This window comes from Streptomyces sp. NPDC028711, from assembly GCF_055565415.1.
In genome coordinates, this window is the sequence record NZ_JBVHUJ010000008.1 from 266,900 (window position 1) to 283,411 (window position 16,512).

16 protein-coding genes are annotated in these 16,512 nt (G+C 73.6%); 3 read left to right on the forward strand and 13 right to left on the reverse strand.

The genetic code is table 11. From position 1 onward, the window contains the following. Positions 1 to 99 precede the first annotated feature (99 nt). The gene (locus ACZ4VK_RS25025; protein WP_468355969.1) at positions 100 to 606 is read left to right on the forward strand and encodes a MarR family winged helix-turn-helix transcriptional regulator; all 507 of its coding nucleotides are present in this window, start codon (positions 100 to 102) and stop codon (positions 604 to 606) included. A gap of 103 nt (positions 607 to 709) precedes the next feature. On the opposite strand, the gene ACZ4VK_RS25030 is transcribed toward ACZ4VK_RS25025, so the two are convergent. Both ACZ4VK_RS25030 and ACZ4VK_RS25035 read right to left on the reverse strand, forming a co-directional pair. Continuing rightward, positions 710 to 2,239, reverse strand: a complete 1,530-nt coding sequence (locus ACZ4VK_RS25030) for an MFS transporter (protein ID WP_468355972.1) — start codon at positions 2,237 to 2,239, stop codon at positions 710 to 712. A 78-nt stretch (positions 2,240 to 2,317) separates the two neighbouring features. After that, the gene (locus ACZ4VK_RS25035) at positions 2,318 to 2,989 is read right to left on the reverse strand and encodes a TetR/AcrR family transcriptional regulator (RefSeq protein ID WP_468355975.1); all 672 of its coding nucleotides are present in this window, start codon (positions 2,987 to 2,989) and stop codon (positions 2,318 to 2,320) included. Between the two features lie 272 nt (positions 2,990 to 3,261). Here ACZ4VK_RS25035 and ACZ4VK_RS25040 point away from each other — a divergent pair, with 272 nt between their 5' ends. Then, entirely contained in the window at positions 3,262 to 4,533 is a 1,272-nt protein-coding gene (locus tag ACZ4VK_RS25040) for a M6 family metalloprotease domain-containing protein (RefSeq protein WP_468355978.1), read from the forward strand. 111 nt (positions 4,534 to 4,644) lie between these two features. Here the strand turns inward: ACZ4VK_RS25040 and ACZ4VK_RS25045 are convergent, their stop codons facing one another. Continuing rightward, positions 4,645 to 6,339, reverse strand: a complete 1,695-nt coding sequence (locus tag ACZ4VK_RS25045) for a class I adenylate-forming enzyme family protein (protein ID WP_468356375.1) — start codon at positions 6,337 to 6,339, stop codon at positions 4,645 to 4,647. A 278-nt stretch (positions 6,340 to 6,617) separates the two neighbouring features. Between ACZ4VK_RS25045 and ACZ4VK_RS25050 the strand changes: the two genes are divergently transcribed. Then, positions 6,618 to 7,610: a helix-turn-helix transcriptional regulator gene (locus ACZ4VK_RS25050; RefSeq protein WP_468355981.1), complete on the forward strand. Its 993-nt coding sequence runs from the start codon at positions 6,618 to 6,620 to the stop codon at positions 7,608 to 7,610. A gap of 110 nt (positions 7,611 to 7,720) precedes the next feature. On the opposite strand, the gene ACZ4VK_RS25055 is transcribed toward ACZ4VK_RS25050, so the two are convergent. From ACZ4VK_RS25055 to ACZ4VK_RS25100, 10 genes are all read right to left on the reverse strand, one after another. After that, positions 7,721 to 8,353 (reverse strand): GOLPH3/VPS74 family protein, encoded by a 633-nt coding sequence (locus tag ACZ4VK_RS25055; RefSeq protein ID WP_468355984.1) that lies wholly within the window; start codon positions 8,351 to 8,353, stop codon positions 7,721 to 7,723. After that, positions 8,350 to 9,243, reverse strand: coding sequence for a lantibiotic dehydratase C-terminal domain-containing protein (locus ACZ4VK_RS25060; protein ID WP_468355987.1), 894 nt, complete (start codon positions 9,241 to 9,243; stop codon positions 8,350 to 8,352). The genes ACZ4VK_RS25055 and ACZ4VK_RS25060 overlap by 4 nt, the downstream gene beginning before the upstream one ends. Next, positions 9,240 to 11,801 carry a lantibiotic dehydratase gene (locus ACZ4VK_RS25065; protein ID WP_468355990.1) on the reverse strand — a complete coding sequence of 854 codons (2,562 nt, stop codon included), beginning with the start codon at positions 11,799 to 11,801 and terminating at the stop codon, positions 9,240 to 9,242. The genes ACZ4VK_RS25060 and ACZ4VK_RS25065 overlap by 4 nt, the downstream gene beginning before the upstream one ends. After that, positions 11,798 to 12,904: a PqqD family peptide modification chaperone gene (locus ACZ4VK_RS25070; RefSeq protein ID WP_468355993.1), complete on the reverse strand. Its 1,107-nt coding sequence runs from the start codon at positions 12,902 to 12,904 to the stop codon at positions 11,798 to 11,800. The genes ACZ4VK_RS25065 and ACZ4VK_RS25070 overlap by 4 nt, the downstream gene beginning before the upstream one ends. Before the next feature lie 168 nt (positions 12,905 to 13,072). Next, the gene (locus ACZ4VK_RS25075) at positions 13,073 to 13,252 is read right to left on the reverse strand and encodes a thiocillin family RiPP (RefSeq protein WP_055642953.1); all 180 of its coding nucleotides are present in this window, start codon (positions 13,250 to 13,252) and stop codon (positions 13,073 to 13,075) included. 55 nt (positions 13,253 to 13,307) lie between these two features. After that, on the reverse strand, positions 13,308 to 13,493 hold the full coding sequence (locus tag ACZ4VK_RS25080) for a thiocillin family RiPP (RefSeq protein WP_260615470.1): 186 nt from the start codon (positions 13,491 to 13,493) through the stop codon (positions 13,308 to 13,310). A gap of 89 nt (positions 13,494 to 13,582) precedes the next feature. Further along, on the reverse strand, positions 13,583 to 13,750 hold the full coding sequence (locus tag ACZ4VK_RS25085) for a thiocillin family RiPP (protein ID WP_384101963.1): 168 nt from the start codon (positions 13,748 to 13,750) through the stop codon (positions 13,583 to 13,585). Between the two features lie 62 nt (positions 13,751 to 13,812). Beyond that, a complete protein-coding gene (locus tag ACZ4VK_RS25090; RefSeq protein WP_107105427.1) occupies positions 13,813 to 13,977 on the reverse strand; it encodes a thiocillin family RiPP in 165 nt (54 codons plus the stop codon). A 66-nt stretch (positions 13,978 to 14,043) separates the two neighbouring features. Continuing rightward, a complete protein-coding gene (locus ACZ4VK_RS25095; RefSeq protein ID WP_468355998.1) occupies positions 14,044 to 14,811 on the reverse strand; it encodes a nitroreductase family protein in 768 nt (255 codons plus the stop codon). Continuing rightward, positions 14,808 to 16,427 (reverse strand): nitroreductase family protein, encoded by a 1,620-nt coding sequence (locus tag ACZ4VK_RS25100; RefSeq protein WP_468356001.1) that lies wholly within the window; start codon positions 16,425 to 16,427, stop codon positions 14,808 to 14,810. The genes ACZ4VK_RS25095 and ACZ4VK_RS25100 overlap by 4 nt, the downstream gene beginning before the upstream one ends. Between the last annotated feature and the right edge of the window lie 85 nt (positions 16,428 to 16,512).

The following is a 16,512-nucleotide window of genomic DNA, read 5'->3' on the forward strand; positions in this document are numbered from 1 at the left end:
CTCCGACATCCTCGTGGGTCCTTCACATGCTTGAAACTTCAAGCTCAGTTACCCGCAGAGTAAACCCACATAGTTCAACTTTCAAGGACGAGTCGTACGATGGGACCCATGGGAGACATGACCGAACCGCGCTGGCTCAGCGACGAGGAACAGCGCACCTGGCGCGCCTACCTGCATGCCACCACGCTCCTGGAGGATCACCTCGACCGCCAGTTGCAGCGCGACGCCGGGATGCCGCACGTCTACTACGGGCTGCTCGTCCAGCTCTCCCAGGCCCCCCGCCGCCGCCTCCGGATGACCGAGCTCGCCCGGAAGGCCAAGATCACCCGCTCCCGCCTCTCCCACGCGATCGCCCGACTGGAGAAGAACGGCTGGGTGCGGCGCGAGGACTGCCCCTCCGACAAGCGCGGCCAGTTCGCCCAGCTGACGGACGAGGGCATGGAGGTGCTGCGCCGCACCGCGCCCGGCCATGTGACGGCCGTACGTCAGGCGTTGTTCGACCGGCTCTCCCCCGAACAGACGAGCCAGCTCGGCGAGATCATGCGGGTGATGGCCGAGGGCCTCGAACCGGCGGGCCCCGACGCGGACCTGCCCTGGCTCCGCTGAGCACACGGCTCGCGGAACCAGGGCAGGTCCGGGGCGTACGGGGCGTACGGGGCGTACGACGCCAGGGCGGGCCCGGGGCGTACAAGAGGTGGGTCCGGCGGGGTCAGTGGGCGATGACCGGCACCTTCACCTCGTCGTCCGCGTCCGCACCGGACCCGGCGACGGCCCCCATGTCCGGCTTCCCGGTGGTGATCAGGGTGAAGGCGATCGCGGCCGAGACGACCAGGATGCCGACGGCCCACCAGATGGCGGACGTGTAGCCCTCGACCATGCCCTGGAGCTGGAGCAGGCGCTGCCCGGCCGGGGTGGTCGCGCCCGCCGCGTGGCCGGCCAGGTACGCGGTGGTGGCCGAGGCGGCGATCGTGTTCAGCAGGGCCGTACCGATGGCGCCGCCGACCTGCTGCGAGGTGTTGACCATCGCGGAGGCCACACCGGCGTCCCGCGGGTCCACGCCGAGCGTCGCGAGCGACATGGCCGGCATGAACGCCGTACCCATGCCGAGGCCGAGCAGCAGCTGCGCGGGCAGGATCAGACCGGCGTACGAGGTACCGATCTCCAGCTGGGTGAGCAGCAGCATGCCGACGCCGGCGGTCAGGAAGCCGGGGGCCATGAGCAGCCGCGGCGGGACCCGGGTCATCAGGCGCGTACCGATCTGGGTCGAGCCGACGATCATGCCCACGATCATGGGCAGGAACGCGAAGCCCGTCATGACGGGCGAGTAGCCCTTCACGATCTGGAGGTAGTACGTCAGGAAGAGGAAGAGGCCGAACATCGAGATGACCGCGAGACCGAGCGACAGGTAGACACCGCCGCGGTTGCGGTCGGTCAGGACGCGCAGCGGCAGCAGCGGGGACTTCACCAGGGACTCGGTGACGACGAACGCGATGAGCAGCAGACCGGAGCCGATGAACAGGCCGATCGTGCCGGCGTCGCTCCAGCCCTCGGACTCGGCACGGGTGAAGCCGTAGACGAGCGCGACCAGACCCAGGGTCGAGAGGATCACGCCGGGGATGTCGAGCGTGGAGCGGTTGCGGCCGCCCGCCGGCTCACGGACGACGAGGTACGCGCCCACGGCGGCGACGACGGCGAACGGGATGTTGACGAAGAACGTCCAGCGCCAGTTCAGGTACTCGGTGAGGAAGCCGCCGAGGATCAGGCCCACGGCGCCGCCGCCACCGGCGATCGCGCCGTAGATGCCGAAGGCCTTGGCGCGCTCCTTGGCGTCGGTGAAGGTGACGGCGAGCAGCGAGAGCGCGGCGGGCGCGAGGAGCGCGCCGAACGCGCCCTGGAGCGCGCGGGCGCCGAGCATCATGCCCTCGCCGGTCGCCGCCCCGCCGAGGGCGGAGGCGGCGGCGAAGCCGATCAGGCCGACGACGAAGGTGCGCTTACGGCCCCACAGGTCGGCTATGCGTCCGCCGAACAGGAGCAGACCGCCGAAGGCGAGGGCGTAGGCGGTGATGACCCACTGCCGGTTGCCGTCCGAGATCCCGAGGTCCTGCTGGGCGGAGGGCAGCGCGATGTTCACGATCGTCGCGTCGAGCACGACCATCAGCTGGGCCAGGGCGATGAAGACGAGCGCTTTCCAGCGGCCCGGGTCGGGGTGGGTCACGGAGCTGTCGGGGACTTTCGGCATGGGGGTAGCCACCTATTGGCGCGTACGGGTGAAAAAGGGACGGAAAGGCTTACGTAAAGGGGTGCGGGGCCCTGGCTGTCACGACGGGCAGGAGTCGCGCCTCAGGTCCTCCAGGGTCACGGCCGTCCCGGGCAGTTCGGAGCGCGCGGGCGCTTCGAGGCCGTCGAGGAACAGCTGCAGATGGCGGTGGACGAACTGGTCGAAGTGGGCGCCGGAGACCGTTCCGGGCAGCGGGCGGGTCAGCTGGGACACGGCGACCATCAGGTCCCCGACCCCGACGTCGAGGCGGAGCCGGCCGGCCCGCTGGGCGCGGCCGACGAGCGACTGGACGACGCCCTCCAGGCGGTCGCGCTCGGCGATCAGGTCGGGGTGGTCCTTGTCGAAGGCGCCGTCGAGCATCGGGCACAGGGCGCCGATGCGCTCCTCGACGGCGGCGTGGGTGAAGCGCCGGAGGGCGGCGAAGGTGTCGTCCTCCTCCTCGGCGGCCCGTTCGGCGACCTCGGTGACGCGGGCCATGATCGAGAGGACGACCTCGCGGACGAGGTCGGGGCGCTCCGGGAAGTTGCGGTAGAGGGTGGCGTTCCCGACGCCGGCCCGGCGCGCGACCTCGTCGTACGGCACCTGGGCGCCGAACTCGACGAACATCTCGCGGGCCGCCGTCACGATCCGCTCGCGGTTGCGCAGGGCGTCGGCCCGCGGGCGGGGTACACGGCGGGCGGGCGCGGTTGCGGTGTCGGCACTGGCGGTCACGCCACGACCTCCTCGGTCGTCTCGGGTTCGGCATCCGGGGAGTGACTCCCCACTTCGTTCCACACAGGCGTAAACGGGGACCCGGTCCCCGGTTATTTCCCGACTTCGCTGTGACCTGGGCCACAAGGGGTCGGCTTCCGCCGGGGATCCCACGATCGGGCCACCCGGCGCGCGCGGACGAACCGCTCGCCACAGGCTGATCGCACAGCGCGGGCCCCGCGGACCGGAAGGGGCCCGTGCCGCCGACCTGCCCCCACCGGAGAGGCGACCGTATGCAGCACTCCCGCCGACGGATACGCAGACCCGTCGCCCTGGCCGCGACCACGGCGCTCTCCCTCACGCTGCTCGCCTCCGCGAGCAGCACACTCCCCGGGCCCGCCCCCGCCTCGGCGGGCTCCGTGGCCACCGCGCCCGGCGGAGCCCAGCTGGGCCCGTGCCGCATCGCCACCACCCTCGGCGTGCAGATGTCGGAGGGGCTGCCCACGGCCCCCGGGTACGTCCGCTCCACGGGCCAGGTCAAGGCCCTCAACCTGATGATCGACTTCCCCGACGCCACCGGCGACGGCACGGCGATGGGCCGCTTCCGCGAGTTCTTCCCGCAGACCGCCGAATGGTTCCGCGTCAGCTCGTACGGGCGTCTGCGCTACCAGGCCGAGGTGCCCATACCCGACTGGCTGCGGATGCCCAGGGCGTTCTCCGCGTACGGGATCGAGCGCGGCTCACCGTACGAGCCGGGGTACCGCTCCCTCGTCGAGGACATCGTGACCGTGGCCGACCCCAAGGTGGACTTCAGCGCGTACGACCTGGTCAACGTCCTGGTCACCCCGAACGCCGGGCCCTCCGCCCTCGACACCGTCCTGTCCGTGACCTTCTCCGGCAACGACGACGCCCCCTACGCCGACGGCGTGCCGCTCGCCAACACGTCCTTCGTCTACAGCCGCCAGGACGACGGCTCCGGCAGCTTCGCCGAGACCGGCTACCGGGTCCTGCCCCACGAGAACGGGCACGTCTTCGGACTCCCCGACCTGTACACGTCGGACGGCGGCGGGACCGTCGGGCACTGGGACATCATGTCCGAGGACTGGGGCGCCAACAACGACCTGCTCGGCTGGCACAAGTGGAAGCTGGGCTGGCTCGACAACGACCAGGTCGGCTGCGCGTCCGCCCCCGGCACCGGCGACTGGACGCTCACCCCGCTGGCCGAATCCGGCGGCCCCAAGCTGACGTTCGTCCCGCTCTCCGACACCTCCGGTTACGCCGTCGAGGTCCGCGGCAAGGGCGGCAACGACGAGGCCGTGTGCGAGGAGGGCGTCCTCGTCTACCGGGTGGAGTCCGACGTGGACACCGGCCACGGCCCGGTGACCGTGTCGGACAGCGAGCGCGCGAGCGGCGGCTGCACCCGGCGCGCCAACGTCCACGCGGAGCTCTCGGACGCTCCGTACCGCCCCGGGGAGACGTTCACGGACCGGGCGAACGGAATACGGATCAGCGTGCTCGACGAGGACGAGAAGGGCACGTACCGGGTCCGCATCACGCGCGACTGAGCGCGCGCACGCGCCTCGGGGCGGACGCCTGGCCCACCCCACCTGGCCACCTGACCCGGCTCATCCCACCCGGCTCACCCGCCTCCGGACAGCCCGCGTCACCCACCCTCGTCACCCGCCCCCGAACAGCCCGTCCCGCAGTTCCCGCTTGAGGATCTTCCCGGTCGGGTTCCGGGGCAGCTCCTCCTCGCGTACGAGGACACGGGCGGGCACCTTGAAGGCGGCGAGGCGGGTCCCCACGTGGGCGCGCAGGCGCTCGGTGTCGCCGTCGGCCCCGGGGCGCAGCCGTACGACGGCCACGACCTCCTCGCCCAGGACGGGGTGCGGCACTCCGAGGACGGCGGCGTCGACGACGTCCGGGTGCTCGTGAAGGACGGTCTCGACCTCGACGCAGTACACGTTCTCCCCGCCGCGGATCACCATGTCGGTGAGCCGGTCGACGATGCCGACCCGCCCGTCCGCGTCGACGCGCGCGAGGTCCCCGGTCCTGAACCAGCCGTCGTCGGTGAAGGCGGCACGGGTGGCGGCCTCGTTCCCCCAGTAGCCCCGGACGAGGGACTGCCCGCGCAGCCACAGCTCCCCCACGCCCTCGGCGTCGGGCCGCTCGATCCGCACCTCGGTGACGGGCGAGGGCCGGCCGACGCTCCCGGGGTGGGCGCGGTACTCGGCGCCGACGTTCGAAAGGACGCCGCCGCAGGTCTCGGTGAGCCCGTAGCCGTTCCGCGGCTCGACGCGGTCCCCGTACCCGGCGCTGATCCCGGCGACGATGCCGGGCGGGGCGGCGGCGCCCCCGGTGCTGAGCAGGGTGAGGCTCTCCAGCGGGTCGCCGGTGGAGCGGGCGAGGTCGAGCAGCTGGAGCGCGGTGGTGGGCACGCCCGCGTAGTGGGTGACCCGGTGTTCCCGGATCAGTTCGAGAGCCCGGCCCGCGTCCCACTTCCGCATCATGACGAGCGTGCCGCCCGCGGCCATCACGGCGTAGAAGGAGGTGAAGGCGGCGACGTGGAAGAAGGGGAACGTGGTCAGCGACACGGGCGCGGGCCCCGTCCCCGGCACGTCCCCGCGCGCGAGGGCCGCGGCGGCGGCGAAGTACCGGGGGTTCATGGCGGCCCCGGCCTGCGCGAGATGGGTGGCGACGGCGCCCTTGGGGCGGCCGGTGGTGCCGGAGGTGTAGATGAGGGTGGAGTCGTGCTCGGGCAGGACGTCGACGGGCGGCGGCCCGAGGAACGGGTCGGTGTCGGCGACGTAGGGGACGAAGCCGTCGTTGTCGCCGTGCTCGGTCCGAGGGGCGACGCCCCCGTTCCCGGCCCCGTGCTCGGCCTCGGCCCGAGGATCAACACCCCCGGCCCCTTCGTGGAAGACGATCCCCGGCACCCCGTTCCGCCGTGCCCACGCCCGCACGCGTCCGACCCGCTCGCCGTCGACGAGCAGCACGCCCGGCGCGCAGTCGTCGAGCGCGTACGCGAACTCGTCCTCGGTCCACCAGGCGTTGAGGGGTACGGCGACGAGGCCGGCGAGCTGCGCGGCCCAGAAGGCGACCTGCCACTCGGGCAGGTTCCGCATGGCGACGACGGCCCGGTCGCCTGGGCGCAGCCCGTACTCCCCGGCGAGCCGCCGGGCGAGCCCGCAGGCGGCGTCGAAGAACTCCCGGTAGGTCATGGGCCCGCTCTCGGACACCAGGAACACCCGGTCCCCGTACCCCCAGACGGCCTCGACGAACTCCCGCAGCGTGCGCGGCCCGCTCGCGTACACCCCGCCCTCGACGGCGAAGGGCGCGCCTTCGGCGGTCAGCCGCTCCACACCGGACACCACCACGAGACCTCCGAGCCTTCGCTCACCCCAGCCCGGCGACGCTATGCGCCTCCCCGTTCAGGGGTCAACCCGCGGCTCGGAGAGGTGCGTACGCCACACGCCGTCCACCCCGACGACACCTCCCGCAATGTGACACCCGCCACATCGGTGATCGCTTATGTAGGCTTCCGTTTACTCGGGCAATACTCTCCAAACCACCATCCGGACGCGCAGCTACAGCCGTCTGACCAGCGGAGCGCGGCGCCGGCGTGCAGGCAGAGCTCGGGGGGCTCGTGATGGCGGTAACAGACATGCGCATATTGGGACTCTCCGAACTGGAGGAGAGCATCTATCGGCACTTCCTGAGGAATCCCGACACCACCGACGGGGACATCCACATCCTGCTACGGGCCGACCGCGAGGCCGTGGCCACCGCCCAGGACCGGCTGCGCGAACTCGGCCTGCTCTACCCGACCGACCGGCGGACCGTGCGCCCGACCGATCCGGGGATCGTGGTGGACCGGCTCACCGAGCTGCGGCTGCGCGAACTGCACCAGGAACTGCAGGAGGTCACCCGCTCCCGGCACCTGGTCGCCGCGCTGCGGGACGAGCAGAGTCCGGCGCCGGCCTCGCCGCAGTCCATCGAGCGCATGGAGAACGTGGCGCAGATCCGCAGCCGAATCGACGACCTCGCCTTCTTCGCCCGCGAGGAGATCCTGTCCATCGAGCCGTACACGGTCCTGACGCCCGAGAACATCACGCACTCGCGCCCGCTGGACCTGCGCTGTCTGAGCCGGGGCGTCCGGATCCGCAGCGTGGTGCTCCAGGAGGCCCTCGACGATCCGCCGACCGTCGGCTACCTGCGGGAACTCACCGCCAAGGGAGCGGAGATCCGGGTGGCCGACGACCTCTCGGAGCGCGTCCTCGTCTACGACCGGCGCACCGCCCTGGTCCCCATCGACCCCGAGGACACCTCGCGGGGCGCCCTGGTGGCCCAGGAGGCCGGCCTCGTCTCCGGCATCCTCGCCCTCTTCGAGAAGATCTGGTGCCAGGCCACGGACCTGTCGGCGATCGTCGCGGACGACGAGGAGTGTCCGGGCGGTCTCACCGAGATCGAACGGGACGTCCTGAAGTCCATGTGCCACGCCGGCAAGGACGAGATCGGCGCCCGGGACCTGGGCATGTCGGTACGGACCTACCGGCGGCACGTGGCCGACCTCCTGCGCGCCCTGGGCGCGTCCAGCCGCCCGCATGCCGCCCTGCTGGCTCGCGAACGCGGCTGGATCTGAAGGCCGTTCGCGACTCCCGGGAGCCGGACGTGACCTGAAGCGGACCTTGACGAGACGGCCGCACCCCGGAGCCGGTCCCCGCGAGCTCGGCCACACTCCGGAGCCGGTCCCTACGAGACGGCCGCGCCCTGGAGGTCCTGGACGGCCCGGCGGACCGCGGGCGCCACCGGGGCCGCGCCCTCGGACAGAGCAGCGAGCCGGTCCTTGAGTGCGCGGCGCCGGTCGGCGGTCAGGGTCGTGCCCAACTGACCGCCCGCGTGGGCGAGTCCGGCAAGCAGCGCGGCCCGGCCACGGTCCGCGCCGCCGCCGGGGGCCGACGGGGCCTCGACCGCGGCGGCCACCGCGGCCCGCGTCTCCCGGGCGGCGGTGAGGCCCGCCGGGGTGAGATCGGCCCGGTTCAGCGGGAAGACGCCGAAGACCCGGCCGGCGCTCCGCTCCAGGAGCCCGTCCTTCTCCAGGCCCCGCAGCACCTCGTGGATCGACGCGCGGCCGTCCTTGCGGACCCAGTGCAGCCACTTCCTGCCGGGCTCCGCCGCGATCCGCTGCCACACCTCCCGGAGCGCGGCGTCCCGCGGCGCCTCGCCCGCGGTCCTGACCGTGCCCGCGTCGTCCGTCAGGGCGCCGTCGTCGAGCAGTTCGGCGAGGAGCGCGCCGCGCACCGCCGGGGCCAAGGACTGGCGGACGGGAAGCCTGCCGCCCTCCTCGTCGAAGGCGAGCAGGATCATGTCGCCGGCCAGGGTCATCCCAGGTGTTCCTCTCGTCCGGACATCGAAGCGGCGACAGCCGCCGGTTTCCTCGCAGTCTGCCCTGCCAGCATGCCGAGCGCCGCCTCCTCGCCGGGCGGGAAACCCAGCCGGTTCATCACCATGTGCAGGTGATGGAGCACCTGGTGGTCCCGGGATCCGGGGGCCCGCAGGAGGAGTTCGGCCAGCGCGTCGGCGTGCGCGTCGACGCGTTCCCGCGCGCCGGGTGCGGGCACGCCCTGTTCCCGTACTCCGGCCGAGACGCCGCCGAGCAGGGGCCGGAGCGGCCGCCCGTCGGCGGCCAGGCGCAGTTGCCAGCCCCACCGGGTGCGGTGCCGGATCCAGAAGACGTCCCGCTCCTCCTCGGTGAGCACCCTGGCGGTGAGCGCCCGGGCGAAGTGGACGGCGTGCGCGGCCCGTTCGTAGCGGCGGGGCAGGGCGGCGAGGTCGTTCTCGGCGCAGAACACGCTGTCCAGGTGGAAGATCCGCTCGGCGATGGCGACCCCTTCCGGACCGCCGTACTTGGCCGACTCCGGCGCGTACAGCGCGGGGGTGACGCCGCGTGCCGGCGAGCCGGGCGGCAGCGCGCCGGGCAGCAGGCCGACGGAGTCCTCGGGCCGCTCCTCCAGTGTGCCGAGCAGAGCGGTGAGCTCCTCGCGGGCGACGGCGTCCAGGGCGTCCACCGCGTCGGCCCCGGCGCGCAGCCGCAGGCGCAGGTGGTGGCCGGTGGCGTCCCAGTACCGGATGAAGAACCAGTCCTCGCTGCCCAGCCGCCCGGCCTGCGCGGCCAGCCACGGCACGAGGGTGCGGGCCGCGGCGTCCATGAGCCGGGGGCCGCCCGGGTAGACCCGTACGTACCACCAGTCCCGCCGGGGAACCGTCATGCTCATGCTTCCTCCTCCGGCCGCCGCCAGCGCAGCAGCGCGATGTGCTCGGCAGCGCGCGTGCCGCCCGCCGCGTCCCGCAGCGGATGCGCGGACCTGGCCGGCAGCGCTTCGACCAGGCGCAGGTGGCCGGTGGCCGGGCCGGCCCACTGGGCGAGCACGGACAGCGAGAGGGGGGAGGCCAGCGAGACCCACAGGGGCTTGCGGTCCGTGCCCTGCCCGCCCGGCCCGAAGCCGGTCAGCCGGTGACAGAAGACCTCCTCCGGCAGACCGTGCGCCCGCCGGAACCCCTCGGCGCGCAGCGCGGTCTCGGCGTCGCTCTCGCCCGGCCTCGGCAGCGGCAGTTCGGCCGCCGGGACGACCCACGAGGCGCGGGAGACGGTGACGCGGCCGAAGGCGGTGCGCGGGGCCAGCACGACCTCGTCGGTGCGCCGTTCCTGGAGCCCGAACGGCAGGACGTAGTCCGAGTGCGGCGATCCGTTGACCCACGGGTCGGCGAGTACGGCGAGCAGCCGGGCGAACGGCGGGAAGAGGTGCGGCGGGACAAGACCGAGGTAGGCGAGGCCGACCGGGTCGCCCGTGCGGTCGCGCAGCGCGAGGGTGCCCTCGCCGGGGTCGTGCGTGAGCACGGTGTCGGTGAGGTCGAGGCCGTCGTCCGCCGGGACCTCACCGGGCAGCAGCAGGGGCGGCAGCAGGCCGGCCGACCGCGACTGGGCCGTGTTGATCTCCGTCCACAGGACGAGTTCCCGACAGGTCCTGCCGGGCCAGCAGGCCCGGACGTGCTCGCGCAGCCGGTCGCGGAAGCCTTCGCCGAGAAGCGGTCCGAAGCGGGTCACGAGCCCGCCGGTGCCGGGGTTGAACTGGTTGACCACCAGCTGGTAGTCGCCGCCGCGCACGGCCTGCCGGCCGGTCGCGGCGAGCTGGAACAGCACCGCCGCGGCAGGCGGCGCGCTGCTCGGCCCGACCGGCAGCCAGGCCCGCTCCCCCGCGGTCTCCCGCTCGGCACGATCGGCGACGGACGCCTTGTCGAGGTCGGGCTGCGCGTCGCCGTCGACGGCGACGCGCATCAGGAACCCGAGCACGTCGGTGCAGGTCCCGCCCGGCCCGTACTCGGCCGTGAAGCGGTTCACGAGCACGTCGTAGAGGTGCGAGCGGAAGACGAAGGGGCGCATGCGGCGGCCCAGTTCGGTCAGGTCGGCCCGGACCTCGGGCACGTCGAGGAGCTCCGGCAGGGCGAGGTCGCTCGCCACGTCCTCGTACAGCACCTCACCGGAGTCGAACCGGTCGAGACCGGCCCGCCGGGCCCAGCGCCGGGCGGTGCGGCGGGCCCGGGTGAGCGTCTCGGTGCGTTCGTCCTCACCGGCGGCGGCGAGGACGGCGGCCGAGTCCCTCAACTCCCTCACCTCGCCCGCGATCCCGTCCCCGTCCTCGGGGTGGTCCGCGAGCAGCTCCGCCACGGCGCCCACCGGGTCGTCGCCGCGCCGCCAGGGCGGTACGGGCGCGATCAGCCCGGTGTCGAGCAGTCGCCGGAAGCGGCGGAAGGGGTCGGGGCCGCCGAGCCCGGACAGCAGCCCGCCCAGGGAGTGCTCGGCGTCGTTCGCGAAGCCGGACAGCCAGGGCGCCGCGTGGTCGGCCTCCACCACCCGGTCGAGCCGCCAGGCGAGACCGCCGTCCGCGACGGGTTCGGGCAGCAGGACGAGGCCGCCGGGGGCGTCGGGGCCGCCGGGCCTGAGCGGCGCGAGCCGGTAGCGCAGCAGCCCGGCGGTGCCGGGCTCGCGGGCCAGGCAGCGCAGGGCCAGCTGGGCGAGGGCGGTGGCGGCGTAGCTGTGGGCGACGGGGGCCGTACGCCGGCCCTCTCCGGCGGAACCGGCGGCACTCCCGGCACCGGCGGCGCTCTCAGCACCGGCAGCACCGACGGCACCGGGTGAGCCGCCCTCGCCGACGGTGGTCAGCGTGGAGAACGGGCTGGTCTTCACGGCGGCCCGGGAGACGTAGGAGTAGAGCGTCCGCAGGTTGCGGGTCTCGGCGGGGCGGCGGCGCGGGCGGCCGTGCCGCAGCCAGTCGGGGGCGGCCAGTGCCGCGGCCCGGGCGAAGCCCGGGTCGGCGAGGTGGCCGGCGAGCGCCGCCGGGGCCGCCGCCCGGTCCTCGGTCAGCAGGGCGTCGAGCCGCCGGGCGGTCTCGTCGCGCAGCCGGACGGCGGCCTGCCAGCCGAGGAACTCGGCGGCCACCTCGGGTCCGGCCAACTCGACGATGCGGGAAGGCAGTTCGTTGCCCCACGGCAGCGCCCGCAGCCGGTGCGCGGCGCGTTTGGCGGCCAGCACCTGGCGGCGCAGCGGCACCTCGTCGTCCAGGAGGGGCACCAGCGGGAAGCAGGCGTCCTCCAGGGCGGGCCGCCGTCGCTCCAGTTCGGCATGGGCGTCGGCTGCCTCGGCGATCGCCCGTCGTGTGGCGGACCCGGTGAGGTCCAGGGCCTCGGTGGGCAGACCGCCCACCCGGGTGAGCAGCGGTCCGGAGATCTCGGGGGCGGCGGTCACGGGGGCGGCGGTCACGGGGGCGGCGGTCACGGCATCGACCGTCCGACCAGCTCGAACGACCAGAACAGTGACTGGACGACGAAGAAACCGAGCGCCACGGTGTAGACGCTGCACACGATGCCGTACGTCACGTGCAGCCGGCGGCCGCGGGCCGGCATCCGCTCCAGGAAGCCCGGCAGCGGACGGCCGAGGAGGCGGTGCTTCAGCAGGGTGAAGGCGCGGCCCCGTGCGTCGACGAGACCGAAGCCGGCCTCGAGGGCCGCGTAACCGTCGCTCGGGAGCATCGGGTTGATGTTGGTGACCAGGTTGAGCATCTGGAAGATCAGCAGCGCTCCGGCCACCTGTGCGACCGGCCCGTCCGTGGTGAGTACGAGCAGGGCGGCGGCGCCGGTGAACCAGCCGTCGCTGAGCGGTCCGGCGACGGCGAGCAGGACCCGGCCGCCCCGGGAGCGGACGCGGTAGGCGTCGGTGCGGTCGACGTAGGCGAGCGGCATGAAGTAGAAGAGCAGCGCCACTCCCAGGCCCCGCACAGGCACCTTGAGCACCTGGCAGACCATGGCGTGCGCGCTCTCGTGCACGAGGATCTGGAGGAACATCAGGCCGATGGCGACGAGGGTGCCCGTGCCCAGCAGGTCCTTGGCCGGCGGGGCCGAGGTCAGGACCGCGTAGAGGCCGAGCAGGATGCCGAGGATGCCGCCGCCCGCGAAGACGCCGACCGACAGCCGGGCCGGGACCCGGCGCAGCAGCCGGGCGGCCGGCTCCAGGACCGTCGGGAGCGAGCGGGTGATGACGAAGCGGGGCATGAGCATGGTGGTGCCGAAACGGCCGCCGACGCGCTTCTTCGGCGCCTGCTCGGCTTCGGTTCCGACGAGGAGGCCGCTGCGGCTCAACTCGTCGACGAAGGCGGTGAGCTCCCCGCGTACGCCCTCGGCGGGGACGCCCCGGCGCTCGGCCATCAGGGCCGAGAGCTCGTCCAGCGAGTGCGCTCCGTCGAACTGACGGAGCAGCGCCGCCGCCGACTTGGTCAGCCGGTGGTAGGTCCCGCCCTTCGGATCGAACATCAGGGGGTGGTCGTCCATCCCCCGGATGATCTCCAGATCCTCCCGGAGCTTGGGTGCGGTGCACGTGTCCACGGCGCGGTTCCTCCCTCCGCAGCGGCGGCCGGCCCGCTGTCGCGCCGGGCCGCCTGGCTCTAATCTGGTCTGGTCTGACGCAGTCCGGTCCGGGAAAAGCGGACCGGGCTGGGGGCCTGGGCCCCGGGGTACTAGGACCACCCCGGGGCCCAGGATCCGCAGGGCTGATCAGCCGCCCTGGCTGGAGACGCTGCTCATCGAACCGACGCAGCCGACGGGGCAGCTGGCCGAGCCGGCGCAGGCGCCGCAGAAGGCGGTGGTGAAACCGGGGCTCACAGCGTCCTGGAGGACCTCCAGGTCGAGGGACTCCGACCACAGTTCGAGTTCGTTGTCGAGGTTCTCGTTCATGGCGTTCACTTCCTTTCGGGTGGGTGTGGTGGTGCGGCGGGTACCGCGGGCGGGCTCAGCCGAAGCTGGAGGCGCTCGCGGAGGAGGAGGCGGTGCTCGTCGGGCACGAGGCCGTCGAAGCGGTGCCGGCGGTCGCCCAGGTGCCGAGGGCGACGCCCTCCTTCAGGGGCTCGAGGCCGAGCGCGTCCGAGGCCAGCTCGTCGGCGGACAGGTCCAGTTCGAGGTCGTCGAAGTCCTGCATCGAGAAATCCTTTCTGCGTGTCCGTGTGTCTGTGTGCTGCCGTGTGGAGGTACTGCGCACCGGCCGGAGGGAACCGGGATGACCGGGGGTCAGCCGACGGTCGACGCGGACGACGCGGTGGCCGCGGACGAGCCGGGGCAGGACGCGGTCGAAGCGGATCCGGCGCAGAAGAAGCAGCCGAGGGCGTTGCCCTCCGGAAGCTCCTCGATCGCCAGCTCGTCACCGTCGATGACGTAGAGCTCGATGTTGTTCTCCATGGTGTTCACCTCCTTCCGGTGTGCGGTACGGACGGCCGGACGGACCGGCCGGGGGCTGCGGATCACCCGTAGGTGGACGCGCTGCTGACGGACGACGCGGACGTCGCCGGGCAGGAAGCGGTCGAGGCGGATCCGGCGGACGCCCAGCTCGCGAGGGCGTTGCCCTCGGGCAGCTCCTCGATCGCCAGTTCCTCGGCGTCGACGGCGTACAGTTCGATGTCCTCCATGTGAGGCACCTCCTCAGGTGTCGTGCGGTGGGTGACGGCTCCCGCACCCGGTCGGGGCGGGAAGTCTCAGGGGGCCGGCGGCAGGCCCAGGGCCAGCGCGAAGATCTGCTGGCGGCTCGTTCCGTCGCTGAGCAGGGGGCCGCGGACGGCCGCCGGTATGAAGCCGGCGAAGACGCTGCCGACAAGCCCGTGGGCGACGCCGTCCAGCCACATCGCGTACGCGGCGGAGCCGGCGCGGGTGAGCAGCAGCCGGTAGCCGTGCCCGCCGTGACGGTGGACCGCGGCGTCCAGCGGCACCCCGATCGAGACGATCGCGGCGGCGTCGGAGAACTCCGGCTGCAGCGTCAGTCCGTAGCGGGCCGCTCCGGTGGGCAGCTCCATCACCGGGGTGAAGGAGGACGTCGCGGCGTCGAAGCGGTGGACGGCGGGAGCGATCCCGGTCAACCGACCGGCGACGACGGTGAGTTCAAGCGGGAAGTCCGCGTCGATCCCGTCGGCCCCGGCGGTCCCGGTCGTTCCGGTGGCCTCGTCCTGCGCCAGGGCCCGGGTCATGATGCCGGCCAGCAGTCCGGCGGGCAGGGGCGCCGGGGAGAAGCCGCGCAGTGAGCGCCGGTTCTCCAAGGTGGTCAGAAGGTCGTGGGGCACGGCCCCGTGCGTGTACGGATCGGCCCTGACGGCCGGTCCGAGCGCCACCGGGTCCGGTGCGGGCAGGACGGGCGCGGGCTCGGCCCGTACGTGCGTCCGGCGTTCGGCGAGTGCTGTGGCGGCGCCGCCGCCGCGCTGCTCCCGGAAGGACGCCAGCATGTCCATGGCCAGTTCGTGCGGGGCGCTCACGGGGCTCCTCCCAGGTCGACGAGGGTGGTGATCGGTTCCAGGTCGGGGTCGATCCCCAGGGCCGCGGCCACCGCGAGGTCGTCCCAGCGGGTGCGGACCGCGAACGGCAGGCGCAGCGCGGTCGCCGCGGCGCGGAGCGTGGCGGTGGCGCAGCCGGCGTCGAGCAGGACGATCCGCAGGGCGAACGCCGCGTACTTCTTGGCGACCTTGGTGAAGTCGCCGGTGAGGACGACCGTCAGAGGTGCCTCTCCGGGGACGGCGCCGGGGTCGGCCGCGAGCCTGGCCAGCCGGTGCTCGGACGCCACGTAGCCGTAGACGCCGGGCTTCAGACCGGGGACGTCGCGGACCACGAGATGGGCGACGACGGAGCCGATGTTGCCGCCGCTCGCCGTCCACCGCTGCACGCGACCGGGCAGCAGGCCCCTGCGGCCCGCGGTGACGGCGAGGAGCAGGGCGGCGGTCCCGTCGTCGAGGGCGGCGGGCGACGGGGCGCGCAGCGACTCGAACGGTGGCTCGGGGAGGGGCACGGCCGCCGCGACGGGCCAGGTCTTCTCGTCGTTCTGCAGGGCGATGTTCGAGGGCTTGTAGTGGGCCTGGTGGGCCTTGCCGTCGGCGTACTCCCGGGGCGGGAAGGCGATGGCGGCCTCGTAGCGCGCGGCGAGCGGCGGTGCGACCGGGTCGCCCGGCGCCGCCGAGCAGTGCGGGCAGCCGGGCCGGGTGGCGGCCGAGCGGCGCTCCTGCGAGAGGTCGGACAGGTCGACGGTGCGCCACTGGGACGGCAGCGGTCCTGGCGTGCTCCGCGAGAGCAGCGCGAACAGGTCCCGGGCGAAGAGTGCGGCGGCCAGTCCGGCGTCGCCGGGCAGCGGCGGGCGGTCGTCCGGCGGGTCCTCCGCGGTGCGGCAGGCGAGACAGGGGGTGAACGCGAGGTCGACGTACGGCCCGAGGTGGGCGGTGCGACCGGTGAGCGCGAGGCGGATCAGCGGGACGCCGGCCAGGGCGCAGGAGGCGGCGAGCGCCGCCGAGGCGGTCGGGTCGAGTCCGGCGGCGACCACGAGGGTGCTGCCCGGTGCCGGCTCGGTGCCGGTGCCGGATCCGGTCTCCACGAGGGAGTCGGCGAGGTGGCGGCGGGCGGCGTCGGCCAGGGGGCCGGTGCCGAAGACCTCGACCCGGGCCCGGGCCAGCCGGTCCAGGGCCTCCTCCCAGGCGTGGTTGGCCCCGGTGGAGTCGCCGATGCGGGAGAGGAAGTCGGCGAGGGCGTCGGGCACCGCCGCCGCCCGGGAGGCCGCCGCCGGGGACGCGGCCTCCTCGATCAGGCCGCAGGTCCACAGCAGGGAGAGGGCCTTGAAGACGGTGCCGACCGGGATTCCCAGGGCGTCGGCCACGTCCTCGTGGCCGCGGCCGCCGTCGAGCAGCGGGAGCATGCGGGGCAGCAGTTCCCGGGCGGCGGCACCGCGCAGCAGCTGCTTCTTGGGGGTCCCTTCGACGACCAGGGCCTCGGGCGTGTGGTGCAGGGAGAGGCCGCGCCGGAGCCTGGGCCGCGCCGGGACGTGGAACTGCGGGTCGTTCAGGGCGGCCGAGGCCATGGCTTCGGCGGTGATCACAGAGTGGTCCGGCATCGAGGCCTCCTTTCCGGTTCGGAACGTACGAGCGGGACGCGCCGGTCGTGCGAGACGCACGGGTCGTACGGGGTGCGGTGCGGGT

Excerpts from the sequence above, each read along its gene's own strand:
- ACZ4VK_RS25025 (WP_468355969.1), top strand. The coding sequence starts at position 100 with ATGGGACCCATGGGAGACATGACCGAACCGCGCTGGCTCAGCGACGAG.
- ACZ4VK_RS25030 (WP_468355972.1), bottom strand. The coding sequence starts at position 2,239 with ATGCCGAAAGTCCCCGACAGCTCCGTGACCCACCCCGACCCGGGCCGC.
- ACZ4VK_RS25040 (WP_468355978.1), top strand. The coding sequence starts at position 3,262 with ATGCAGCACTCCCGCCGACGGATACGCAGACCCGTCGCCCTGGCCGCG.
- ACZ4VK_RS25050 (WP_468355981.1), top strand. The coding sequence starts at position 6,618 with ATGGCGGTAACAGACATGCGCATATTGGGACTCTCCGAACTGGAGGAG.
- ACZ4VK_RS25055 (WP_468355984.1), bottom strand. The coding sequence starts at position 8,353 with ATGACCCTGGCCGGCGACATGATCCTGCTCGCCTTCGACGAGGAGGGC.
- ACZ4VK_RS25060 (WP_468355987.1), bottom strand. The coding sequence starts at position 9,243 with ATGAGCATGACGGTTCCCCGGCGGGACTGGTGGTACGTACGGGTCTAC.
- ACZ4VK_RS25075 (WP_055642953.1), bottom strand. The coding sequence starts at position 13,252 with ATGAACGAGAACCTCGACAACGAACTCGAACTGTGGTCGGAGTCCCTC.
- ACZ4VK_RS25080 (WP_260615470.1), bottom strand. The coding sequence starts at position 13,493 with ATGCAGGACTTCGACGACCTCGAACTGGACCTGTCCGCCGACGAGCTG.
- ACZ4VK_RS25085 (WP_384101963.1), bottom strand. The coding sequence starts at position 13,750 with ATGGAGAACAACATCGAGCTCTACGTCATCGACGGTGACGAGCTGGCG.
- ACZ4VK_RS25090 (WP_107105427.1), bottom strand. The coding sequence starts at position 13,977 with ATGGAGGACATCGAACTGTACGCCGTCGACGCCGAGGAACTGGCGATC.
- ACZ4VK_RS25100 (WP_468356001.1), bottom strand. The coding sequence starts at position 16,427 with ATGCCGGACCACTCTGTGATCACCGCCGAAGCCATGGCCTCGGCCGCC.